This window comes from Streptomyces sp. RPT161, assembly GCF_027533845.1.
Lineage (GTDB): Bacteria > Actinomycetota > Actinomycetes > Streptomycetales > Streptomycetaceae > Streptantibioticus_A > Streptantibioticus_A silvisoli_A.
The window spans coordinates 56,756-79,151 of record NZ_JAPZVN010000012.1 but is presented as its reverse complement, the minus strand read 5'-3'; the positions used below and the strand labels follow the sequence as shown (position 1 = coordinate 79,151).

General features: G+C 71.2%; 21 protein-coding genes. 15 read left to right on the top strand and 6 right to left on the bottom strand.

From position 1 onward, the window contains the following. Window positions 1–93: 93 nt before the first annotated feature. Window positions 94–1,233 (bottom strand): glutathione-independent formaldehyde dehydrogenase, encoded by a 1,140-nt coding sequence (locus tag O5O46_RS22900; RefSeq protein ID WP_269857420.1) that lies wholly within the window; start codon window positions 1,231–1,233, stop codon window positions 94–96. A gap of 218 nt (window positions 1,234–1,451) precedes the next feature. On the opposite strand from O5O46_RS22900, the gene O5O46_RS22895 reads away from it, so the two are divergent. From O5O46_RS22895 to O5O46_RS22885, 3 genes are all read left to right on the top strand, one after another. Next, the gene (locus O5O46_RS22895) at window positions 1,452–1,640 is read left to right on the top strand and encodes a hypothetical protein (RefSeq protein ID WP_269857419.1); all 189 of its coding nucleotides are present in this window, start codon (window positions 1,452–1,454) and stop codon (window positions 1,638–1,640) included. Between the two features lie 240 nt (window positions 1,641–1,880). Beyond that, window positions 1,881–2,294: a nuclear transport factor 2 family protein gene (locus O5O46_RS22890; protein WP_269857418.1), complete on the top strand. Its 414-nt coding sequence runs from the start codon at window positions 1,881–1,883 to the stop codon at window positions 2,292–2,294. A 77-nt stretch (window positions 2,295–2,371) separates the two neighbouring features. Further along, entirely contained in the window at window positions 2,372–3,166 is a 795-nt protein-coding gene (locus O5O46_RS22885) for a class I SAM-dependent DNA methyltransferase (RefSeq protein ID WP_269857417.1), read from the top strand. A gap of 63 nt (window positions 3,167–3,229) precedes the next feature. Here O5O46_RS22885 and O5O46_RS22880 read toward each other — a convergent pair whose 3' ends face one another. From O5O46_RS22880 to O5O46_RS22865, 4 genes are all read right to left on the bottom strand, one after another. Further along, entirely contained in the window at window positions 3,230–3,880 is a 651-nt protein-coding gene (locus O5O46_RS22880; protein ID WP_269857416.1) for a hypothetical protein, read from the bottom strand. A 242-nt stretch (window positions 3,881–4,122) separates the two neighbouring features. After that, window positions 4,123–5,547, bottom strand: coding sequence for an amidase (locus tag O5O46_RS22875; protein ID WP_269857415.1), 1,425 nt, complete (start codon window positions 5,545–5,547; stop codon window positions 4,123–4,125). Continuing rightward, window positions 5,519–6,754: an MAB_1171c family putative transporter gene (locus O5O46_RS22870; RefSeq protein WP_269857414.1), complete on the bottom strand. Its 1,236-nt coding sequence runs from the start codon at window positions 6,752–6,754 to the stop codon at window positions 5,519–5,521. The genes O5O46_RS22875 and O5O46_RS22870 overlap by 29 nt, the downstream gene beginning before the upstream one ends. A 7-nt stretch (window positions 6,755–6,761) precedes the next feature. Beyond that, entirely contained in the window at window positions 6,762–7,274 is a 513-nt protein-coding gene (locus tag O5O46_RS22865; protein ID WP_269857413.1) for a hypothetical protein, read from the bottom strand. Window positions 7,275–7,712: 438 nt separating this feature from the next. Here O5O46_RS22865 and O5O46_RS22860 point away from each other — a divergent pair, with 438 nt between their 5' ends. The 7 genes from O5O46_RS22860 to O5O46_RS22830 all read left to right on the top strand — a co-directional run bounded on the left by O5O46_RS22860 (window position 7,713) and on the right by O5O46_RS22830 (window position 14,679). Beyond that, a complete protein-coding gene (locus O5O46_RS22860) occupies window positions 7,713–8,156 on the top strand; it encodes a GtrA family protein (protein WP_269857412.1) in 444 nt (147 codons plus the stop codon). A gap of 138 nt (window positions 8,157–8,294) precedes the next feature. Beyond that, a complete protein-coding gene (locus tag O5O46_RS22855; protein ID WP_269857411.1) occupies window positions 8,295–8,963 on the top strand; it encodes an HNH endonuclease family protein in 669 nt (222 codons plus the stop codon). Window positions 8,964–8,970: 7 nt separating this feature from the next. Further along, on the top strand, window positions 8,971–9,237 hold the full coding sequence (locus tag O5O46_RS22850) for a hypothetical protein (RefSeq protein ID WP_269857410.1): 267 nt from the start codon (window positions 8,971–8,973) through the stop codon (window positions 9,235–9,237). Window positions 9,238–9,639: 402 nt separating this feature from the next. Beyond that, on the top strand, window positions 9,640–10,866 hold the full coding sequence (locus O5O46_RS22845; protein ID WP_269857409.1) for a glycosyltransferase: 1,227 nt from the start codon (window positions 9,640–9,642) through the stop codon (window positions 10,864–10,866). Between the two features lie 458 nt (window positions 10,867–11,324). Further along, window positions 11,325–11,942 carry a helix-turn-helix transcriptional regulator gene (locus O5O46_RS22840; RefSeq protein WP_333482421.1) on the top strand — a complete coding sequence of 206 codons (618 nt, stop codon included), beginning with the start codon at window positions 11,325–11,327 and terminating at the stop codon, window positions 11,940–11,942. 41 nt (window positions 11,943–11,983) lie between these two features. Further along, the gene (locus O5O46_RS22835; protein ID WP_269857408.1) at window positions 11,984–12,622 is read left to right on the top strand and encodes a DUF4255 domain-containing protein; all 639 of its coding nucleotides are present in this window, start codon (window positions 11,984–11,986) and stop codon (window positions 12,620–12,622) included. Then, window positions 12,619–14,679, top strand: a complete 2,061-nt coding sequence (locus O5O46_RS22830; RefSeq protein WP_269857407.1) for an ATP-binding protein — start codon at window positions 12,619–12,621, stop codon at window positions 14,677–14,679. The genes O5O46_RS22835 and O5O46_RS22830 overlap by 4 nt, the downstream gene beginning before the upstream one ends. Window positions 14,680–14,688: 9 nt before the next feature. Here O5O46_RS22830 and O5O46_RS22825 read toward each other — a convergent pair whose 3' ends face one another. Beyond that, the gene (locus O5O46_RS22825) at window positions 14,689–16,083 is read right to left on the bottom strand and encodes an RICIN domain-containing protein (protein WP_269857406.1); all 1,395 of its coding nucleotides are present in this window, start codon (window positions 16,081–16,083) and stop codon (window positions 14,689–14,691) included. Window positions 16,084–16,435: 352 nt separating this feature from the next. Here O5O46_RS22825 and O5O46_RS22820 point away from each other — a divergent pair, with 352 nt between their 5' ends. The 5 genes from O5O46_RS22820 to O5O46_RS22800 all read left to right on the top strand — a co-directional run bounded on the left by O5O46_RS22820 (window position 16,436) and on the right by O5O46_RS22800 (window position 22,396). Continuing rightward, entirely contained in the window at window positions 16,436–18,043 is a 1,608-nt protein-coding gene (locus O5O46_RS22820; RefSeq protein WP_269857405.1) for a phage tail sheath family protein, read from the top strand. 52 nt (window positions 18,044–18,095) lie between these two features. Next, window positions 18,096–18,539 carry a phage tail protein gene (locus O5O46_RS22815; RefSeq protein WP_269857404.1) on the top strand — a complete coding sequence of 148 codons (444 nt, stop codon included), beginning with the start codon at window positions 18,096–18,098 and terminating at the stop codon, window positions 18,537–18,539. Continuing rightward, complete coding sequence (locus O5O46_RS22810) at window positions 18,539–19,006, top strand: hypothetical protein (RefSeq protein WP_269857403.1); 468 nt, start codon at window positions 18,539–18,541, stop codon at window positions 19,004–19,006. Before O5O46_RS22815 ends, O5O46_RS22810 begins: the two co-directional genes overlap by 1 nt. Then, window positions 19,003–19,161, top strand: a complete 159-nt coding sequence (locus O5O46_RS22805; protein WP_269857402.1) for a DUF6760 family protein — start codon at window positions 19,003–19,005, stop codon at window positions 19,159–19,161. The genes O5O46_RS22810 and O5O46_RS22805 overlap by 4 nt, the downstream gene beginning before the upstream one ends. Window positions 19,162–21,106: 1,945 nt before the next feature. Then, window positions 21,107–22,396 carry a hypothetical protein gene (locus O5O46_RS22800; RefSeq protein WP_269857401.1) on the top strand — a complete coding sequence of 430 codons (1,290 nt, stop codon included), beginning with the start codon at window positions 21,107–21,109 and terminating at the stop codon, window positions 22,394–22,396.

The window sequence follows — 22,396 nt, the reverse complement described above, 5'->3', positions numbered from 1 at the left end:
CAAGGACGACGCCCACGCCGTCGACATCACGGCGGACATCGCCGGCCGTCACGCGCGCCATGCGCACGGCCGCCCGGCGATGGTCCTGGGAAGTCACCGTTGCGGATGCAGGACGACCTTGGTGTAGCCCTCCACGCGCTTGTCGAACTTCTCGTACGCCGATGGCGCCTGGTCCAGGGGCAGCTCGTGCGAGACGACGAAGCCCGGCTTGGCGCGGCCCTCGATGATCAGGTCGCGCAGCTGCCTGTTGTAGCGCTTCACATTGCACTGCCCGGTGCCCATGCGAAGGCCCTTCTCAAACAGTCTGCCGATCGACACCAGCAGCATTCCGCGCTTCGCCTGCTCATCCGGACCACCGGGGTCGGACGGCACATACAGGCCCGGCACGCCGAGCGCGCCGGTCGCCCGTACCGTCTCGACCAGCGAGTTCAGTACGGTCGCCGGCTCCTCCCGGTCCTCGGTGCGCGCGTGGGCCTGGTAGCCGACCGCGTCGATGCCCTTGTCCGTGCCTTCGCCGTCGGTCTGGTTCTTGATCTGCTCCACGGGGTTGCCTTCGGCGAAGTTGACGGGAATCGCGCCGATCTCCTCTGCCTTCTGCAGGCGCTCCCGCACCCGGTCCACCACGAAGACCTTCTTCGCGCCGCGAAGGATGGCGGAGTAGGCGGCCATCAGGCCGACCGGGCCACCGCCGTACACCGCGACGCTGTCGCCCGGGGAGACCTGGGCCAGCTCGTTGCCGTGGTATCCGGTCGGGAAGATGTCCGCGAGCAGGATGAAGTCTGTTTCGTGCTCGGTTCCCGCCGGGAGCTTCAGGCAGTTGAAGTCGGCATACGGAACCCGCAGGTACTCGGCCTGTCCGCCCGGCCACGGTCCCATCGCGACATAGCCGTACGCACCACCGGCGAAGCCGGGGTTCACGGTCAGGCAGAAGGCCGTGTAGCCGGACACGCAGTTCTTGCAGAAGCCGCAGGCAACGTTGAACGGCATGACCACCCGGTCGCCCTGCTTCAGCGACGTGACGCCCTCGCCGACCTCTTCGACGATGCCGAGGTTCTCGTGGCCGAAGACGATGCCGGGCTCCGCGGCCGTGCGGCCCTCGTACATGTGCAGGTCCGAGCCGCAGATCGCGGTGGACGTCACCTTCACGATCACATCGTTCGGATGCTGGATCCGGGGATCCGGGGCCTGCTCCACCGCCACTTCGAACGGCCCCTTGTAGACGACAGCCCTCATTGCCCACCTCCGATCAGCGAGGTACCGCGCACTGCCCGGAGGCGAACGACGCCGTCGGTCGACGTCGCCCTGCGCTGCCGGGCGGCACCCAGCGGCGGCGCCGCTTCGCCTCACGTGACCTACATCTCATGCTCCACCGGGCCGCAGCACCGGACAACTCAACTACTCTGAGGTGAAATGTCCGATTCCCGCGTAGCGCCACAAAGGAGGCTCTGGCAGTGCCACAACGCTTCGGGACCCTGATCGTCCCGGTCCCCGGCCTGTCCGGCACCACCTACCCGCCCGGCACCAAGGTCGCCATCCGCGGCCGTGGAGCGTCGGTCGACGCCTTCGTACACGGCGACTGGCTGCCACTCGCGTGGTGGGAGTTCGCCGAGGGGGTCAACGAGGACGCCATGGAGGGCTGACCCTCCAACGACAGAGTGCGGTGACGCGCACACGCTCCGCAGTCAACACCAGCAGGCTCGATGCCGGAGCGGCCCCTTTCCCTCCCCGCCTGCCAGGCGACGGTCGCCCGACAACCGCGAGCGATCACATCTCGTGATGGCTGCCTTCCCCGATCGCTTCTTGGCCGGTGCTTCGCCCGCAGCTTGACTTGAGGTCGAGCGGAACGGCCGCTCGAAGCCAGCGGAAGGCAGGAACACACCATGACCGGCATCGAGCCCAAGACCGCCGTGCGGCGCTACTTCGACGCGCTGGCCGCGGGCGACCAGGAGGCGATCTGGAACTCCTGGGCCCAGGACGGCAGTTGCTGGTACGGCGGCGACCTGCCGATCTCGGGCACCTGGCAGGGCCGGGACCAGGTCATCAACGGATTCCTGGCAACCGCCTTCGCCCATCTCGACCCCGAGAAGGAGGTCGGGTTGCGCATCACCAACCTCTTCGGCGAAGGCGAGCAGGTGTTCGTGGAGTGGGACTCCTGGGCCACCGGCCGGACCGGCAGGCCGTACAACCAGAAGAACAGCGGTGTCTTCACCGTCCGGGACGGAAAGCTCGTCAGCATGCGGGAGTACTCCGACACGCAGAACTGGGAGCGCGCGCTGCTCACGAACCCGGCCTGAACTCACGGAAGTCGGCGAGTTTCGTCCTGCTGGAAAACCACGCGCGCCGCCCGTGCCACGAGCGGTACGGTCCCGGGATGCATGATGAGGACGGCTACTTCGGTGAGCGCGTCGCGGCCACCTACGACGCGTCGGCCGCGGACATGTTCCACCCGGACGCGGTGGACCCGGCGGTCGAGGTGCTGGCCGAGCTGGCCGGCGACGGCCGGGCCCTCGAACTCGGCGTCGGCACCGGCCGGATCGCGCTGCCGCTGGCCCGCCGCGGCATCCAGGTGCACGGCATCGACATGTCCCGGGCCATGGTGGCCCGACTGCGCGACAAGCCGGGCGGCGACACCATCGGCGTGACGATCGGCGACTTCGCGACGACACGGGTGGCGGGCACGTTCGCGGTCGTCTACCTGGTGTTCAACACCATCAACAACCTGACGACCCAGGAAGCCCAGGTCGCCTGCTTCCGCAACGCCGCCGCCCATATGCGCCCCGGTGGCTGCTTCGTCGTCGAGGTGGGGGTCCCGGACCTGCGTCGGCTGCCGCCGGGTCAGCAGGCCGTACCGTTCCACGTCAGCCCGACCCGGTGGGCGTTCGACACCTATGACGTCGTCACCCAGGCGATGAGTTCGCACTACTTCACCATCGCCAACGGCCCGGCCGAACACCGCTCCATCCCGTTCCGCTACGTGTGGCCGTCAGAACTGGACCTGATGGCCCAGCTGGCCGGTCTACGCCTACGCCACCGCTGGGAGAACTGGGTCCGCGCGCCCTTCACCAGCGAGAGCACCGCACACATCTCGATCTGGGAAAAGCCGATCGATCAGAAAGCGCCACGAAGCGGCGTCAATTCCCGGGCAGGCCAGGCCAGTTGCCCATAGGCGTCCGGGACACGGTAGGGTCCGCGCCCCGGCGGGGAGCGGACCCTACTCCGATGTGCCCGGTCAGCGGGTGTGCCGTGCCGGGGCCACTATCTGCATCTTGTGGTTGACGGCGGTGATCGCCGTGCACTTGTGCGCCGCGTCCTGGTAGAGGCCGGCGCCGAGGGCCAACGCCTTGCCGATCGGGGCGTTCTTCTTGACGTTGATGCGCATCGGCACGTTGATGTGGGTGTGCCCGCTGAGCCAGCCCCAACCGAAGTAGCCGTCGGTGTGGCCCGCGGTGTCCGTGACGTCCTCCCACCGCTTGATCTTCGGGAAGTACGCCTGCAACGACACCTGGCTGGTCGGGAACGCCTTGAACCCGACGTAGGTCGAGCTGACGCCCGCGAACAGGTGGATGTTGGTGAACCTGGACTGCGACGGGTTGTCGATGGTCAGCGTGAAATTGTGCCAACCGCTGCCTGCGGCGATCTTGTTGGGAAGGCCCGTGAGCGCGGTGCGCAGAACAGGCCGGTACTTCGGGTTCCCGGTCATGCACAGACCGGACGCGGACGACGTGGTGGCCGGGTGCCCGGCGGACGCGGCCGACGGCACGACGTCGGCGTTGGCCGAGGGCACGGCGCTGGCGGCGAAGGCCGACGGCGCCGTCATCAGCGCGGCAGGGGCGATGGCCGCGGTCGTTGCGACCGTGACCAAGGCGCGGCGGAACTTCATGGAGACCTCTTTCTGGGTCAGAAATGCAGAATGAGAGGCCGTCGCGGTGGTGGGGGGAGGCTCGCGGTGCGGCAAGCCAAGATCGTAGGGCCAAGTGAAGGTTGTGTGACGTGTTTTTTTCGCGCACCACACACGGCCGCCCGGGCGGACGTCAGCAAACCCGGGCGGTTGCCCACATCTACGTGGCATGCCGGTGATCAACCTCACAGGAGGTCGGGTCGGTCACTGTCCCGCGGTGGAAGTCAGGAACGCTCCGCCGTCAGCAGGTCGGCGAGGTGCAGGACGGTGCGGTCTGCCAGGTAGGGGCCGATGAGTTGCACGCAGAGCGGCAGGCCTTCAGCCGTACGCCCCACCGGGACGGTGGCGGCGGGCAGGTGTACCAGGCTGACGATGTTGAGCCAGGTGGTCTGCTGCCAGTAGCTCCGGCGCTCGCCGTCCACGGTGATGTGGCGCTCGGGTACGGGTACGCCGGTCTGGTCGGGCACCGCCGCCGTCGGAGCCGCGGGTGTGACCAGGACGTCGATGTCGCCGAAGTAGGCCGCCCACCGCCTTCGCAGCCGCTGGCGTTCCTCGTTGGCGTGCAGCCAGTCCCGGTACCGCATGGTGCGGGCTCGTGGGTAGATCGTCTGGGGGGACCGGTCCTCTGGATCCAGTTTGTCGGCCAGCTCGACTTCGGCCGCGAACGCCTCCGGGGAAGCGCTGGCGGACGAGTTGGCGAACATCAGTGTCTGGAAGAGGCGGTCGGAGTCGGCCATGGTGACGGGCCGCGTGGTGTTGTCGACGTGGGCGCCCGCGTCGTGCAGGTCCTTGGCCACCTGCTCAAGAAGGGCGCCGGTCTCGCTGTCCACGGCGCAGTACGGGTCGTCGGCCCAGATGCCGACGCGGTATTGGTGCAGCCGCTCGTGGCGCGGGGCAGGCAACTCCAGCCGCCACGCGGGGCTGTCGTCGGGTGAGGGGCCGGCCAGGACGCCGAGGGCGAGGTCGAGGTCGGCCGCGCTGCGGGCGAGCGGGCCGAGGGTGAGCATGTCCGACGTGGAAAGCCAGCCGGGCGGGCGGGGGATGTGGCCGCGGGTGGGAACGATTCCGTAGCTGGGCCGCAGGCTGTGCACGCCGCAGTAGTGTGCGGGCAACCGCAGGGATCCCGCGAGGTCGCTGCCGACGTCCAGGGGGCTGAGGTGGGTTGCCACCGCCGCGGCCGGGCCGCCTGAGGAGCCCCCGGCCGTGCGCCGCGGATCGTGTGGGTTGGGTGTGGTGCCGAACAGCGGGTTACTGGTCTGCAGGTCCTGGCACATCGGTGGTGTGTTGGTCTTGCCGAGGATGACCGCGCCCGCGGCGCGCAACCGCGCCACGGCGTCAGCGTCCCGGCCTGGTACGTGCTCGGCCAGCTCCGCCGCTCCGCAGGTGGTGCGCAGCCCTTCGGTCTCCAGGGAGTCCTTGACGGTGACGGGCAGTCCGAGCAGTGCCGCGTCGGCCTCGCCGCTGGCGCGTCGCTGGTCCGAGGCCTCCGCCGCGGCCAGCGCGCCGTCGGCGTCGACGGTGACGACCGCGTTGTGTTCCGGATGACGGGCGATGCGTTCCAGGTGCGCGGTGGTCAGTTCACGACTGGAGACTTCTCCTCGTTCCAGGGCGCGCAGTTGCTCACGGGCGGACAGACGCGTCAGATCCATGCGTTGCGGATTCCTGTTCCGTAAAGGGGGTTTCGAAGTGTGCGGCGATACGGAGAAGCGCGCGGACGTCGTCCTGCGGGGTGCACACGTCCTCGCGGGTACCGGCGTCGGCGTACTCGGTCGGGGCCTTTGGGGACTTCTCGCTGCGGTAGGCCACCAACGCCGCACGGAGTTGGTCGGCGGTGACGGCCGAGGTCAGTTCGGTGCCGGTGAGACCGGCGGCGCGGTGGCGCCGCTCGGCCTCGTCGCGTACCGACTCCTCAAGGTGGTTTTCCAGGGCGCACTGCGCGTCGCGGATCTCCACGGCGCGACGGTACAGATGCCAACTGGTGTTCCAGAGGCGGACGCGGGCCGTGACGGCAGTGCGGGCGGGCTGGAGGGCGACGGTCGGCACGGCGTGGTGCAGTGCCTCCCACAGTGGCGCGAGGCACTGGTAGTCGCTGTTCGCACGGGCCCAGGTCCGAACGTGCGGGACGACGTGCACGGCCATGATCGGTACGAAGAATCCCACCAACGTGAGTGTGGTGCCACCGTCGGCACACAGCCACGCGAAGTTCTCGATCGCCGCGGGCGGCGGGCTCACATGGGCCAGGGCGGCGCCGACGTCGGCGAGTCGGACAGCGCTGTAGCCCAGGGTCAGCAGCGCCCCGACCCCGACTATGCGCAGCCCACGAGCGATCCACACCTGGCCCGTACGCCGGGCGGCCTGCCAGCAACCCACCGCGAGCACGGTCTCACCGATGGCGTAGACGACGACATAGAGCGTGAGGTACGTCCGGTAGACGGCCGTGTGGATGTAGTTGGCGGTGAAGCCCTGTGGCGTGGTCCGGCCGGCAGGAGTGAGCTGGAAGAACAGCACCGTCAGGGCGAGGATGACCACTGCCCCCGCGCCGGTGCACAGGCGAGCCCGGTTGCGGGCCTTGTCCGGCGGCAGTGCCCAGTACGCGAGGACGACCGGTTGCAGGGCCAGCAGGGCGACCACGGAGCTGAACGCCACCAGAATGCCGGTGGAGGGGCGACCCGTGACTTCGTCGAGAACTCTCCACACCGGCTCCAGGGACACCAGGAACGAGAGCGCGGAGAATCCGTAGACGCCGACGAGCGCGGCCAGTGCGAGGTCCTGGCGCAGGTACCGCGGCGGCCAGAGCAGCAGGAGGAATCCCGCGATGGCCAGCGTCAGGCACAGAGGATGAAGGAACTGCTGCACGAACCGCCTACCTCCGGGTCCTCAGCAACGTCTCGGCCACGCGATCGCCCTCCCTGACGGGACGGTGAGGGCGGTGAACGTGGCGCTGGAGGTAGGAGCCGATCAGCTCGGCCTCCCGCTCGTCCTGGTACTCGTAGTCGCTGCGGCCCAGCATCATCTTGATGGCCGCTGGTTCGAGGCTGGAGATCAGTCGGCTGCCCACGGGCTTCCCCGCCGGGAACGCCGAGGTGTCCTGGTGGTCGCGCAGGATGTGCGCCAACTCGTGCGCGATGATGTGGTCTTGGTGGGCCCGGCTTGTCTTCTCGTGCACGAACACGTAGTCAATGCCGTCCGTCGTGCGTATCCACATGCCGCACAGGCCGAACCTGGTGCCCAGCTCGGGGGCGGGCGCGATGCGGATCGAGTAGCCCGTCCGTTCCTGCACCGCGGGCAGCAGCTCCCGGATGTTGTCGGCCGGCGGCAGGTCCAGCTCCCGTACGAAGCGGCGGCTGTCGCGCCGCGTGGTGTCCCAGCGCTTCACGACGGTTCGCCTCGGCTCTCGCCGATCGGGCCACGCCCCGGGGCGTGTGTGTGCGTCACCTCAGACGGCCTGTTCGGACGTTCGCCGAAGCCATCCACGGCAGCGACCTCCCAAGCGGCGTGATTGATGTGTGTTGACACTGCTACCGAGAGTGTGTCAAAACCACCGCCGGTAGGGCCACCCGGGGTATCCCACATCACTTGGGCGCCAGGGTCCGCATCGCGCCGTAGGTGAACGGGCGGCACGGCGCTCATTGATTCACCGTCCAGGTGAGCGCGTTGCGGCCGACTTCCACCCCGGTCCGTCACTCGCGGGGTCATGATGCCGGTCGACCGTTCGCATCCGCCGTGCGTGCGGGTGCATATCGGCCGCCGAACGGTCGACCCGGTGGTCGGTGTGACTCGGCGAACCCTCACGCGGTGGGCTCATGATGGGCAGGTGGGACGCCCCGGTACACGGCACACGACCTCCGGTCGGCTCCGGCGCGCCGGGCTGACCAGGGAGGTCGGCTGGTTCGCCGTGATCGGCGCCGCCTCCACCGTGGCGCAGGCGCTGCTGTACTGGGCGCTGCGGCACTGGTCGCCGCCGGTGCTGGCCAATCTCGCCTCCCTTCTTGTCATCACCGCCCTCAACACGGAGGCCAACCGCCGACTGACGTTCCGCGGGTCCGCGGTCCGTGCCCTCCGGGCGCATCTGGCGGCGGGTGGCCTGTTCGTCCTGGCCTATCTGTTCACCTCTGGTGCGGTACTGCTCTTCCGTCACTACCGCCCCAGCGCCTCGCCCGCGCAGGAGGCCCTGGTGCTGGTTCCCGCGTTCGCGCTGGTGACCGTGGTGCGCTTCACCGTGCTGCGACTGGCCGTCTTCGAACGCCGCCGACGCTGACGCCCTCGCGGGCCTGGGCGTGCCGGCGGTCGGTGGGCGGTGCTGAGGCGGTCATCGTCGGTGGCGTGCGGTCGCGGGCTCGCCCTCGTATGGGCCAATAAGCAGTTTGCCTGCTTGTACGCCGTTATGCCTTGGTGCATGTTGACATCTCGCACATGGCGGCGATGGGCCGCCGCTTTGGGGCTGACCGCCGTTCTCCTCCCCGCCGCCGCAACGCCGGCGGCGGCCTACGCACCGCCCGCCGCACATCGCCTGGTGCTGCCCGAGCCTCCGCCGGCGGACACCGTCCGTACTGAGCTGGACGCACTCAAGGTGAAGGCGCCGCGCTCGATGGCCGGGTACTCGCGGGCGAAGTTCCCCCACTGGATCAAGCAGTACGGGGAGTGCGACACCCGCGAGGTGGTCCTGTCGAGGGACGGCCAGGGCGTCACCCAGGATGCGAAGTGCCGGGCGGTCAGCGGGACCTGGTACAGCCCGTACGACGACAAGACCCTGGACTCGGCGTCGACGGTCGACATCGACCACATGGTTCCGCTGGCCAACGCATGGCGCTCCGGTGCGGACACATGGTCCACCGAGCGGCGCAAGGCGTTCGCCAACGACCTGGACGACCCGCAGTTGATCGCCGTCTCCGCGGGCTCGAACCGGTCCAAGGGCGACCAGTCCCCCGATCAGTGGGCGCCGCCGAACCAGGACTACTGGTGCACCTACTCCCGGGCCTGGGCACACGTCAAAAGCCTGTACGGGCTGGATGTCACCCAGCCCGAGAAGGACAAGCTGATCGCGATGCTGAACACCTGTGACTGAGCCGTCCATGCCACCGGAACTTCGCAGCGAGGTCACCGCAGGGCCGGGCGGAGCGATGACCGATGAGGTCGGCGTCATCACAGGCGATCTCACCGTCGCCACCGCGGACCAGGGAGACGGCACGGCCCGCGTCCGCATCCAGTACACCGGGGCCGACGAGTGGTACGAGCTGGAAGGCAGCCCGGCCCGCATCACCGCGGGCGGGCTTGCCGCGGTCCACCGAGCCGTGGTGGACGCCGTACGTGTCGGCGGCGCGGCCCACCTTCCGGCTTGATTGTGAATTCCGTGAAGATCAGGCGAGGATTTGACGCAGGGACCGTGTCACTCCGGAGATGAAAAGCGATAACGGCGTTTTCCATGCGGGTCGTTGGGGCGGCAGGTCCGCGGAATCAGTACCAGGTGTACCCGGCATGCACCTTGCGGATCCTGTCTTCGCCCCTCTTCACGGCGGTTAGCGGCGCGCCGGGCAAATCGGGTCGCGTCCCGGTGGGACGAAAGGGCACTGAGGGCGGACCCGGTGTGTGTCCGCGCCGGCATTCCACCGCTCGTGGGCGTGCGGGACGCTGCCCACAGCGATGACTTCTGTGGGAGGCGGCCCGGCGTGCACGCACGACACGACGAGCGGGCCGGGCGTTCCCCGGTACCGCCTCGCCAGGCGTCCGGGCGAGGCGGCGCCGTGGCCTCCGCCTCATCCCACCTCGCCCTGTTGCAACGCGCCGCGGGCAACGCGGCGGTGACCCGCTCGCTGCGCCGCGGCTCCGCCGCCCTCGCCCTCCCCCTCCAGCGCACTGAGAGCGCCACGGCCGTGCGGGACCGGTCGGCCGGTCAGGAGCAGGGGCCCGCACTCGGCGTCGCGCACCCCTTCACGAACGAGCCCATCGGCGCCCTCGCGGAAGACGGCGTGATCACCTCCTACCTCCTCGACGCGGTCGCCAGGGGCCGGGTCGACCAGGCCAAGGTGATCGTCGGGCGGCTGCCCGAACTCGACCCGGAACACGGGCGCGAACGCGCCCTGCGCTTTCGGCGGACCATCGAGGAGGCGGCCAGCACCTCCCTGGGCCCGCAGGAGAAGCAGCCCATCCCGCCGCTGGTGCACTTCTTCTGGATCGGCAGGAAGATGGGGCGGACCGCCCTGGCCAACATTCACCAATGGGCCGACTGCGCGGCCAACTCCGGCTGGAAGATCTGGATTTGGACCGACGGCGCCACCGACTGGGGCGGTTGGTTCGGCAAGAAGCCGTGGGACCGCGGGGAGATCGAGAAGAAGGACGTCACCACCGCCCTGGACCAGCGCGTCGCGGGCGCCTACCGGCGGGCAGTACAGGCGGGGGCGTACCCGACGGCGTCCGATCTGGCCCGCTACAGCATCCTGCACCGGTACGGCGGCGTCTACGCGGACGTCGACCTCGGCGTCGGCAGAGTCCGCCTGGGCCATGACGTTCCGCGGCTGAGCGCGGCGGACGTGCCCGTTCTCGGCCCGCATCTGCGGGACCGGAAGAACCGGTCCGCCGCCCTGGGGGACGCGGGCTTCGTGGACGGGCCGGACCGTACGGAGGGCGACCGCACCGCCGCTGCGGCCGAGCACCTCTACGGCATCGGCGCGTACGGCAACCAGTTCTTCGCCGCGCAGCGGGGCTCGGCCGTCATGGACCGCATGCTCGACCACACAGCCCGCCGTACCGCGGACGCCGACGAGGACGCCCTGAAGGACGGGGCCGCCATGCTCACCGGGCCCTACGCCCTGTGGAACGTGCTTCAGGAGTACGCGCGGACCAGGACCGGCCTGGCCGACCTCAAGCAGGAGGATCTCGCCCACCTCCAGCCCGATGGAGCGTCCAGCCTCCACCGGGGCATCTCCTGGCTCACCGAGGAGAGCGAGAACCAGGAGTACGAGCACGGCTGACCCGGTCGCACCGCAAGGTAGGGATCTGGCCGATCTCGTTCACAGGACGCCGCCTGCCCCTGCGTCGACGCCCAGAGCGGATACGCGGAGGTTGACAACCAAACCCGAAACGTCAAGCTCGGGCCGGTCGTTGGCCGGGGCATCCCGTCCTCGCCCTGGTTGCGGGTGACCGCGGGGCACGACCGTTCGGGCCGCTCGCCCCCGCGGGTACGGGCGCGACGGGCACTAACGGGCAACGAACGCTTCCCCTTTGGACCAGTTGCCGTATACACAGAGTGGCCGCCGATCACCGAGGGTGGGAGAAGCTGTCCGACAGCTTGGGAATGTCCGAATTGACGGAGCGGCTGAAGTGAGACCGTACTTTCACAGGTTAGGAACGAAAGACACCCACCGCAATTGATCGAAAAACAAAGTTACCTACCATTGCTGCACTTGAAGCCACGGGTTGGAGGTGCCGGGTGCAGCGTGTGCCCGTAGTGGTGGAAGCGGACGATCCCATATCGGCGGCAGGTACGGCCGCCAAGGTCCGCGAGCAGCCCGAACTCGAACTCGTCGAGTTAGTGGCTCCGGGGACCGTCGTGATCCTTGTCACCGAGGAAGTCGACGAGGCGCTGACCGGGCGGTGCAGGAAGCTGATGCGCGGACACGACGCGCGACTGGTACTGGTGGTCTCCCGGATGCGCGAGGCGGAACTGCTGCGCGTCATCGAATGCGGAGTCAGCACCGTGCTGTGGCGCCGGGAGGCGACCTCCTCCGCGCTGCTGGCCGCGGTCCAGGGCGCGCACCGTGGCGACGGTGCCATACCTTCGGACCTGCTGGGGAGGCTGCTGGTGCAGGTCGGCCGGATGCAGCGTGGCCTGCTCCAGCCGCAGGGGCTCGGCTACGGCGGGGTGTCTGAGCGCGAGTTGGACGTGCTGCGCCTGATCGCCGACGGTCTGGACACCGGGGAGATCGCGGCGAAGCTCTCCTACTCGGAACGCACCATCAAGAACATCCTGCAGGGCCTGATGGGCCGTCTGCAGCTGCGCAACCGGGCGCACGCCGTGGCGTACGCGCTGCGCGAGGGATTCATCTGACGGCTGACGGGCCACCAGGGAAGGCATCGGGAGGAGTACGAGTGATCCACGAGGTGGACGCCGCTTTGCGCGCAGTCATCTCCGAAGGCGCGCTACGGGACAGCGGCGTCGAGGTGGCCCTGGAGGCGCCGACCAGGGAATGGGCGGCCAGGCACACCGCCCCCACCGTCAACGCCTACCTCTACGACGTGCACGAGGACCTGGCCCGGCGGGAGCGCGGGGCCGTGGCGTTGCGTGACGAGCGCGGCGCGGTGACACGGCGTCGGCAGCCGCCGCGCTGGTACCGGCTCTGCTACCTGGTGACCGCGTGGACCGCACGGGCCGAGGACGAACACCGGCTGCTGTCCGCGGTGTTGGCCTGCCTCATCCGGACCGAGGTGCTGCCCGAGGACCTCCTCGGGCAGCACCTGCGGGGAACGGGGTTGGCCGTGCCGCTGGCGGTGGCCATGCGCGGTGATCGGGACCGGCCGCTCTCCGAGTTGTGGACCGCGCTCGGCGGCCAGCTCAAACCCTCGCTCGACGTGGTGGTGACCGCACCCTTCGCGGTCGGGCCGGAGTACGACGTCCCGCCCGCCGTCACAGAGCTTGAGGTCCGGGCGCGTTCGACGGACGGCGCCGTGGTCGACGCGCCGCGTCGGGCGCCGCGGGCCGCGCACGAGCTGCCGGTGGAGGGCAGGTGAGCGATACGCAGGTGCTGGCCGGGCTGCTGGAGGAGCTGCGGCAGGCGGTCGCCTCCCGGGTGGCCGAACTCTCCGCGGACGACCCGACCGCGCACGACCCGTTGCGCGGTCTCTACCTCTCCCCCGAGGCCGCCGATCAGCTCCTGGCCCGACCTGGGCCGGCCGAAGCGGCACCCCGGGACCACGCGGCGTCGATCGCCGAGACCAACAGCCATCCGCGATGGGACCTGCTGTGCACGCGCTTCGGGCTGGACGCCCTGGACCGCGCGCTGCTGCTCGTGGCCCTGGCCCCCGACCTGGACCGCCGCTTCGCCCCGCTGTACGGGTACCTCAACGACGACGTCGGCAAGCGCCGGGCGACCGTGGGGCTCGCCCTCGACCTGTGTGGACGCTCCACGCTCTGCGGAACCGCCCGGGCCCGGCTGCTGCCCGGAGCGCCACTTGCCGACGGCCGGCTCCTGTTGCTGGAGCAGCCGGAACGGCCTTTCCTCGAACGGGAGTTGCGAGTTCCGGACCGAGTGACCGCGTACCTGCTCGACGGGGACGGTGCCCTTCGAACCGTTGCGGGTGGGGCGGTCTCCACGATGCAGTCAACGGAGGGCGCGGCGCCGACCGTGGTCGGCGCCGCGCTGCGCCGCGAACCGGCCCGGCCGGTGTATCTGCGCTGCCCGCGCGGCCAGGACCATCCCGCGAGCGCCGCCCGAGCCTGCGCCGGTCTCGGCCAACCGCTGCTGCACCTCGATCCGGCAAGGGTGGACCCCGCACCGCACGCCCACGGCGAGGCGGTGGCGGACGCGGTGCGGGAGGCGCGGCTGTGGGACGCCGTACTGCTCGTCGGACCGCTGCCCACCGGCGCGGAGGCCGACTGGGTACGGGCGGTGGCCGAACTGCCGCCCGTGTCAGGGGCGGTGGCCGTACCGCAGGTGCTGTTCGCGGCGGCGCCGCTCGACCCCGTGTGGACCCGCGCCCACCTGCTTGCGCTCGACGCGGCGGAGGAAGCGGAGAACTCGGCTGTGCCGTCTGCCGAGTTGTGGCAGAAGGCGCTGCCCGCCGCCGGTTTCGACCCCGCCGAGGAGGCGGGCGCCTACCGGCTGTCGCCCGACCAGATCGACCGGGCCGCGCGCACCGCGCTCGACCTCGCCGCCGTTCGCGCCGAGCCGCTGAGACCGGAGCACCTGCACCAGGCCGCCCGCTCGCAGAACGCCGTCGGTCTGGAGCGGCACGCCCGGCGGGTGCGGCCCGCGGTCGGCCTGCCGGACCTGGTGCTGCCCGCCGAACCGCTGCGCCGCATCGAGGAGTTGGTGCACCGCGCCCGCCACCGGGAACAGGTGCTGCGCGGCTGGGGCATGCGGCGCGGCGGGGGCCGGGGCAGCGGGGTGATCGCGGTCTTCGCCGGAGAGTCCGGCACCGGCAAGACCCTCGCCGCCGAGGTGGTCGCCGGGGCGCTCGGCCTCGATCTGTACGTGGTGGAGCTGTCCGCGGTGGTGGACAAGTACGTCGGTGAGACGGAGAAGAACCTGGAACGGATCTTCGCGCAGGCGGACGCGGTCAACGCGGTCCTCCTCTTCGACGAGGCGGACGCGGTGTTCGGCAAACGCTCGGAGGTCAAGGACAGCCACGACCGGTACGCAAACCTGGAGAGCGCCTACCTGCTCCAGCGGTTGGAGGCCTTCGACGGGGTCGCGGTGCTGACCACCAACCTGCGCGGCAACATCGACGAGGCGTTCACCCGGCGGTTCGACGTCGTGGTGGACTTCCCGTTCCCGGACGAGGAACAGCGGCGCGCCCTGTGGGAGCACTGTCTGCGCCCGCCGCTGCCGGTCGCCGAAGACGTTCAAGTCGGATTCCTGGCCCGGGAGTTCGAGCTGGCGGGCGGCGCCATCCGGTCGGCGGCGGTGACCGCCGCGTATCTGGCCGCGGCGGCGGGCCGTCCGGTCGGGGCAGCCGACCTGCTGGAGGGCGCCCGCCGGGAGTACGCCAAGTCGGGACGGCTGGTGCCCTCGAACGAGGCGGAGGCGGCCGGGATCGGGACCGGCACGCTCACCAGGTTCTGGTGAGCGCGTGGCTCAGTTGCCCGCCGGGGTGAACTTCCACCTCTGCTGGTCGGTGACGCCGTTCGCGCAGGGACGCCCGGCGGCGAAACCGGCGGCGTCGGGGTTGACCGGCAGCGAGGTGTCGTCGGTGAGGCAGTCGCCGGTCTTCTGGTTGACGATCTGGAAGTAGCCGCCGCCCACCGGAACCAGGTTCCAGCGCTGTGCGCTGTTGATGTTTCCGTTCTTGAGGTCCTGCACCCCGTTGGAGAGCTGGATGTCGTGGAGTGGCTGCATGTTCGGGTTGGGCTGCTCCTCCATGACGCTGCCGGGGCGGCGCAGCACCTCGATGCCGACGGAGTTGTCGGGATAGCGGAAGACGCTGTAGTAGGTGTTGCTCCAGGACTGGGAGTCCCAGGGCGCGGTCAGGAAGGCCGAACCGTCGCCCATCGGCTCCCGGCCGGTCACCAGATACAGGTTCTGGCCGCTCTCCAGGGTCACCTGACGCTCGTCCGCGTGCTGCCCCCTGGCGGCGTTGGGGTTGCTCGGCACGCGGGGCGAGGGCGCGGCACCGTTCTGGTTGCCGTCCGGCGACTTCTGCGGGGTCGGGGAGGGCGGGGGCGGTACGGAATTGCTCGGGGCGACCACCGCGCCCGCCGGGGAGTTGTTCGGCTGCGGGGAGGCCGCCGTGCTGATCGAGGGCCGGAAGGTGAACCAGAGCACGATGAAGGCGACCAGCAGCATCACCAGGAGCATCAGCAGCCGCGACAACCACCCGGCGAACAGTGCGGGCTGGACGTACTGGCCCTGCGCGGCGACGGGCTTGGCACCGGCGCGCTGGACGTCCACCGTGTAGTCGTGCTTCTGCTCGCGCCCGGCCCACAGGAAGCGGGAGGGGCGCAGCCCCAGCCGCACGAACCGGGCCCGGCCCGGCGGGATCTGCACGGTGTTGGGGCGCATGTCGTAGCGCAGGTCCGAAGCCTGGTCGTGGCCGCGCAGCGAGGCCGTGACCTCGGTGTTGCCCAGGTTGTCGACGGCCAGCTGGGGACGCCCGCGCCACCGCCCTCGGACACTGCCGGGCACCAGTTCGGCGCGCACCTCGTGGAAGGGGGTGACCGTCAGGTTGCCCTCGGGGACGGCGACTTGGTCCGGGTGCTCGGCCGGGGTGATCTCCAGGGCGAACGGATTGGGCCCGGCGGGCACGTCGGGGGTGCGCGGCGGGCTGAGGGTCACCTCGGCGGTTCCGGTGGTGCCCGGATACAGCCGCAGCACAGAGGGTTCGACCCGGATGTGGGGGGCGAGGTCGCCGACGGGGTTGACGCGGTACTCCTCGACCACGTCGCTGGTGTTGCGGATGCGCAGCCGCACGGTGGTGCTGCTGCCGGGATCGACGGTGGTCGCCGCGGGTTCAAGGCTCGCCCAGGTGCTCACCGGCACAGCCTAGGGCGGTCCCGGAAGGTGCACAGCGGGCGCGGGGGAAGCCTTACGGGCAGTGTGAGCTGCCCGGTTGGCTCCATGGCGGCCGTTCGGGCAGCATCCGCTGCCCTCGCGGCTGCCCTAGCGCGGCTGCTGGCGGGCGCGTGGCAACGGCATGGTGGACAGGTGGCCTGGGTTCTCCCCCCGCCTCGGGCCGCGATGAGCGTTCGGGTTCGTCGCGCGCTGCCCGGGGAGGCCCTGCGGGGTGCCCACAGGACGGGCCGGGCGGACATGCCGCGGCCGCGCGCGCGGCGGCAACATGGCGGACGCTGCCAGTCGTTCCTGTACTGCGAGGAGTACCCAGCCAATGCCGTCGTACCTGTCGCCCGGGGTCTATGTGGAGGAGGTGGCCAGCGGCTCGCGCCCGATAGAGGGAGTGGGCACCGCAGTCGGCGCCTTCGTCGGGCTGGCCCCGGAAGGGCCGCTCAACGAGCCGACCCTGGTCACCAACTGGAGCCAGTACACAGCCGCGTTCGGCGACTTCACCGCCGGCTACTACCTCGCGCATGCCGTGTACGGCTTCTTCAACAACGGCGGCACGGCCTGCTACGTGGTGCGCGTCGGAGGCAACGTCGAGGGCACCTTCGGCGCCTCGCCGGACACCGGGGCCGCCTCGGACGGTGCGACCGGCGCCCCGGCCGCGCTGACCGCCGGTGAGCCGCAGGCGCTCGGCGGATTCCGGGTGGCGGCGCTGCCCGCCGCGGCGGAGGCCGACGGTCCGGTCACCGTCGAGGTCACCGACGCCGAGGGCGACGGCCCCGCCGACCGGTTCCGGCTGCTGGTGAAGACCGGGGACCAGGTCAAGGAGACGCTGGACGTCACCGCCAAGCGCGGCTCGCGCGCCTACGTGGTCACCCAGGTCAAGGAGAAGTCCCGGCTCATCACCGTCGAAGAGGCCGTACCGGCCGGGCAGTTGGCCCGCCCGGAGAACCAGGCCGTGGCCCTGCCGCTGCCCGCCCCCGCCGCGCCGGCACCGTCCCGGGGCAAAGCACCGGCCGACGGTCGGCTCACCCCCCAGCAGTACCTGGGCGACTCCGCGGACCGCACCGGCTTCGGCGGGTTGGAGGCCGTGGACGAGATCACCATGGTCGCGGTCCCCGACCTGATGGCCGCCCACCAGGCGGGCGCGCTGGACCACGAGGCCGTCAAGGCCGTTCAGTTGGGTCTGATCGCGCACTGCGAGCAGATGGGCGACCGGATGGCGATCCTCGACCCGCTGCCCGGGCTCAACGCCCGTCAGGTGCGGGTGTGGCGGCAGGACACCGCTGGTTACGACTCCAAGTTCGCCGCCCTCTACTACCCGTGGGTCAAGGTCTTCGACCCGTCCGTGGGCCGCGCCGTAATGGTCCCGCCGAGCGGGCACATGGCGGGCATCTGGTCCCGCAACGACTCCGAGCGCGGGGTGCACAAGGCACCCGCCAACGAGGTGGTGCGCGGCGCCGTCGACCTGGAGCTGCAGATCACCCGCGGCGAGCAGGACCTGCTGAACCCGATCGGCGTCAACTGCATCCGCGCCTTCCCCGGGCGGGGCGTCCGGGTGTGGGGCGCGCGCACCCTCGCGTCCGATCCGGCCTGGCGGTACCTCAACGTCCGGCGGTACTTCAACTACCTGGAGGAGTCGATCCTCCTGGGCACCCAGTGGGTGGTCTTCGAACCGAACGACGAGGCGCTGTGGTCGCGCATCCGGCGTAACATCTCGGCGTTCCTGGTCAACGAGTGGCGGAACGGCGCCCTGTTCGGCTCCACCGCCGAGGACGCCTTCTACGTCAAGTGCGACGCGGAGACCAACCCGCCGGAGTCGGTGGACCTGGGACGGGTGGTGTGCGAGATCGGAATCGCACCGGTCAAGCCCGCCGAGTTCGTCGTCTTCCGGATGGCCCAGCACTCCAGCGGCGCGGGCGAGTTGGACGAGTAGCCCGGCGCGTCGGGCCATCCCTTCCGGAAACTAGAAACGAGGACCACGGAGCATGTCTCTCCAGCCTGGTGATGCCCTCACCTCGCACAATTTCGGACTGCAGATCGACGGCGTGATGGTCGAGTACCTGCAGTCGGTCGAAGGCCTGTCGATCGAGCAGGACGTCATCGAGTACCAGCAGGTCTCGGCGGCCGGAAAGCCGGTCGTCAAGAAGCTGCCGGGCGTGAAGAAGGCCGGGCAGTGCACGGTCGTGCGCGGCGCCACGCAGAGCGCGTCCTTCTCGCAGTGGATCAACCAGTCCATCGCGGGGAACATGGGCGCCGCCCGCAAGAACGCCAGCATCATCTTCATGGACTACATGAACAACCCGGTCAAGCGGTACCACCTGCGGAACGCCTGGTGTTCGAAGGTGGACGCCAGCTCGGCGAAGGCGGGCGAGGCGTCGGCGCTGACCGAGACCGTGACCATCACCTTCGAAGAACTGGTCATTGAGTAATGCGCCGTCAGATCGCCGGGCGCGCTGAGGCCAAGGTTCCGGCGCCCGCGCCGGAACCCGAGGCCTCGGTGCCTGCACGGGAGTCGGAACCGCGAGCGCTGCGCACCGAGTTCGACTTCGAGCTCCCGCGCGGCTACGTCGACGAGTCCGGCACCGTACACAGGCACGGCACCATGCGGCTCGCGACCGCGCGGGACGAACTCGTCCCCCTGCGCGACGTGCGCGTGCAGGAGAACTCGGCGTATCTGTCGGTGGTCCTGCTCGGCCGGGTGATCACCCGGCTGGGCACGCTCCCCGTGGTGCACGACGGCGTGGTGGAGGAGATGTTCGCCTCGGACCTGGCCTTCCTGCAGGACTTCTACCGGCAGATCAACTCCGAGGGCCACACCAGGGCGGCGGTCAGCTGCCCGAACTGCAAGGACACCTTCGAAGTGGAGATCGGCGGGAGCCGCCTGGGGGAATCGTGACGTACGCGGCCGACCAACTGCACGAGGAGGCCGCGTACATCGCCTACCACTTCCACTGGGGTCTGGACACCATCCTGGACATGGAGCACCGCGACCGGCAGCGCTGGGTGAGCGAGATCGCCGCGCTCGTGGACCGTGCTGAACGGGGGGCATGAGATGCGGTTCCCCGGACTTCGGCGTGCGCGCGGGGCGGTGGCGCGCGGGGCGGTGACCCCCGAACCGGCGCCGCCCGCCGCGTCTGCCCGTGCGGAGTGGCGGCAGGTGCCACCGCCCGCGCCGCGTGCCGGACTGACGGCGGTCGGCGCGCGCGCCGATTTCGGCGACTCGTTGACCGCCTGGCAAAACCCGTCGTTCTCAAGCGGGTTGACGCACCTCGTCTCACCCGTGGCGCCAGCCGGGGTGGTGCACGGGCTGCTGCGTGCTGTTCCGCAGTCCGGTGAACGGCTCCCGGGCCACAGCCCGGCGGTCCCACTGCTACCGGTAGCCCGGCGGGAGCCGCCGGGGGCGGACGGGTGGGCGGAGTCCGCGGCAACCGCCACGCGGTCGACGCCCGCGGTACGGGTGCGGGCGGTGTCCCGCCCTCGGGCGTCCACCGTTCTCCCGGTCCCCGGCACGGCCGCCTCCGGCCTGGGGGCACCCGCCGCGCCAACCGCGCCGGAAGAGACGGTTCCCGGTCCGGCGGCGCCCGGTGCGCGGCCCACGCCCGAAGGGACGGCGCCCGTGCAGGCGGCGCCCGCGCCCGCCGGGTCGACGTCCGGTAAGGCGGCGTCCGCTGCTGAAGCGGCGGTGCCCACTCCGGCGGTGCCCACTCCTGAAGGGGCGGTGCCCACTCCGGTGGCGCCCGCCGCGCCGCCCGCCTCTGAAAGGACGGTGCCCACTCCCCCGACGCCCGCCATGCCAACCCCGCCCGGCGGGAGGGCTTCCGCTCCGGCGGCTCCCGTCGCCGAGGCGGCCCCCGTCGCTGAGGCGGTTTCCGAGCGGTCGGCCCCGGTGCGCATCAAGACGCCCGCGTCCAAGGCGGGAGCGGAGGTCCCGACCGGTCCTGCTTCGGCTCAGGCGCCGGGGGTTGCGACGCGTGCCGCTCTGGGTGCGCCGCTGGGTGCGGTCCCTCCGGGGGCGCGTCGGCTTTCGGGGGGCGCTTCGGCGGCGCCCGCGCCCGCTTCGCCTTCCCGCCCTGCGCGACCGCGTCCGAACCAGAAGGTCGGGCTGGGCGCGCCCGTGCAGCGCCGAGTTGACACACTGCCGCCCACGACCGCACCGGAGGGCGGACGGCCCTCGGTCGCGAAAAGGGCGGATGCGGCGGCCTCCGGGCCCACCCCACCTGATGAGCCTGAGCCATTCTCCGGGAGTGCCGCTCCTGTGGGCGCGTCTGCTCAACGTGACCACCGTGGTGGGCAGTCGGGGACTGCTCCGGCGCGTGTCCAAGAGGCCCCTGCGGCAACGAGCAGTCGGCCTGTGCCGTCCGCACCGCACGTGAGCGCCGCCGCCACGCCCGAAGCGGAAGCGGAAGTCGGAGCCGTGTCCGCGTCTCCGACGGCGACCACGGTTCTGCGCACACGCGACGCGCAGCACGGTGGCGCGTCGTCAGCGGACGCGCGAAGGGCGCCGATGTCCCAATCTGTGCCGTTGTCCTCGGCGGCGGAGCGGACCGTACAGTCAGGCCTCTCCAACGTGCCGAATCCGCCGAGCGGTTCGGTGGCGAAGCGGGGAAGTGCCAGTCCGGCAGTGGGCATCACACCCGCGGTGCGCGCGGATCGGCCACGGCGCGCCGGCTCGCAGCGTCCGGCTCCGGAGGTCCAGCGGTCGGTCGAGGCCCCGAGGTCGGCCTCAACCGCCCCTGTTCGCAGGTGGCTGCAGACCGCGACTCCGACAACTCCCGGACGGTCCAATGCGGTTCCGGGTGCCGCCGCCCGCCCGGTCATCCCGGTGCAGACCGTCCCGGTACCGGCTTCGCCGCGACGCTCCCCCGACGCCGCCGCCCCAGCCGCACCCACGCGTACGGAGATCCGCAGCGCGCCGACGTCCGGCGCTCCCCCACGGGGGCTGCCCCCTGCTGGTGGAAGCCCGGCCGCACCCGTGGCGGTCCCCCAGCACTCCGGCATGCCCACCGCACCATCGGCCGCAGGCACCCTGCCGCCCGCCGCGGGTCCCGTAGACGTGAGCGGGGTGACTGCGCCCGGGCTGACCGCCCGGACACCGGCCGCGCACCCCTCAGCCGCCTCGCCGTCCGCGCTGCCCGGACCCAACGGCGGGCCCGCCCCCGCCGTGCCCAACGCTCCGGTTCCGGTCGCACGTCGGGCCAGCGGCCCCGGAACGACCGCACCCGCGCCCGCCCTCACCCCGCACCCCTCGGCCGCACGAACCCCCGCGGCAGGCAACACCGGCGCGGGCCATCGCGCGATTCCCGTCGCGCGACTTGCCGCCGCCCCCGGGACGACCGAGACCACGCCTGCCCTCAACGCGCACTCCCCGGCCACACCCGCTTCCTCGGCAAGCGCCCCTTCCGCACCCGGCGCCGCGATCCCGATCGCGCGTCTGGCCGCCACCGTCCCGGGGACGACCACACCCGCTCCCGCCCTCAACGCGCACCCCTCAGCCGTACTGCAGTCCCCCGCCGGTGCCCTCGCCGCACCCAGCGCTCCGGCTCCGGTCGCACGCCTGGCCGCCACCCCCGCCCTCAACGCGCACCCCTCGGCCGTACGGCCGCCCGCTGGGGCAAGCAACCCCGGTGCGGCCAGTACCCCGGTCCCGATCGCGCGACTTGCCGCCACCCCCCGGACGACCGTGCCCGCACCCGTCAACAACCCGCACCCCTCGCCCGTAGCGCCGTACCCTGCCGCCCCCGCGCGCAGTGCGACTGCCGGGCGCAACGCCCCGATTCCGGTCGCACGCCTGGCAGCCGCCCCCGCAGCGGCCGCGCCCACACCGGCCCCGCACCCCGCAGCCGTACGGCCGCCCGCCGCTTGGCCGGGCCAGGCGGCTCCCCCGGCCCCTGCGCAGACGGCCAGCATGTCCGGCCGCACCGCCGCCCACCTCCCCGTGGCGCGCGCCGTACCCGCACCGTCCCGGTACGCCGCGGCGGAGACCGCCGCCCCAACACGCCCCACGCGTACGGCCACCGCTCCACCGCCGATCGCCCCGCAGGCCTCCACCAGGCCACGCCCCGCCGCGCAACCCGCGCCGCCACAAGCGGCCCCGAAGCCGCAAGCGCCTCGGCAGTCCGCGCCGAAGCCCGACGCGGGGCCGACCCCGACGGGCCCGCGGGCCCTGAGCGACCCCGAGTTGGACGTGCTGGCACGCCGCCTCGTCGGACCGTTGGCCCGACTGCTGCGGGCCGAGCTGCGGCTGGACAGGGAGCGGTTGGGGCGGCTCCGCGATCCACGCCGGTAA

Excerpts from the sequence above, each read along its gene's own strand:
- O5O46_RS22820 (WP_269857405.1), top strand. The coding sequence starts at position 16,436 with ATGCCGTCGTACCTGTCGCCCGGGGTCTATGTGGAGGAGGTGGCCAGC.
- O5O46_RS22800 (WP_269857401.1), top strand. The coding sequence starts at position 21,107 with ATGCCCACCGCACCATCGGCCGCAGGCACCCTGCCGCCCGCCGCGGGT.
- O5O46_RS22875 (WP_269857415.1), bottom strand. The coding sequence starts at position 5,547 with ATGGATCTGACGCGTCTGTCCGCCCGTGAGCAACTGCGCGCCCTGGAA.
- O5O46_RS22855 (WP_269857411.1), top strand. The coding sequence starts at position 8,295 with ATGTTGACATCTCGCACATGGCGGCGATGGGCCGCCGCTTTGGGGCTG.
- O5O46_RS22880 (WP_269857416.1), bottom strand. The coding sequence starts at position 3,880 with ATGAAGTTCCGCCGCGCCTTGGTCACGGTCGCAACGACCGCGGCCATC.
- O5O46_RS22900 (WP_269857420.1), bottom strand. The coding sequence starts at position 1,233 with ATGAGGGCTGTCGTCTACAAGGGGCCGTTCGAAGTGGCGGTGGAGCAG.
- O5O46_RS22810 (WP_269857403.1), top strand. The coding sequence starts at position 18,539 with ATGCGCCGTCAGATCGCCGGGCGCGCTGAGGCCAAGGTTCCGGCGCCC.
- O5O46_RS22885 (WP_269857417.1), top strand. The coding sequence starts at position 2,372 with ATGCATGATGAGGACGGCTACTTCGGTGAGCGCGTCGCGGCCACCTAC.
- O5O46_RS22815 (WP_269857404.1), top strand. The coding sequence starts at position 18,096 with ATGTCTCTCCAGCCTGGTGATGCCCTCACCTCGCACAATTTCGGACTG.
- O5O46_RS22850 (WP_269857410.1), top strand. The coding sequence starts at position 8,971 with ATGCCACCGGAACTTCGCAGCGAGGTCACCGCAGGGCCGGGCGGAGCG.
- O5O46_RS22890 (WP_269857418.1), top strand. The coding sequence starts at position 1,881 with ATGACCGGCATCGAGCCCAAGACCGCCGTGCGGCGCTACTTCGACGCG.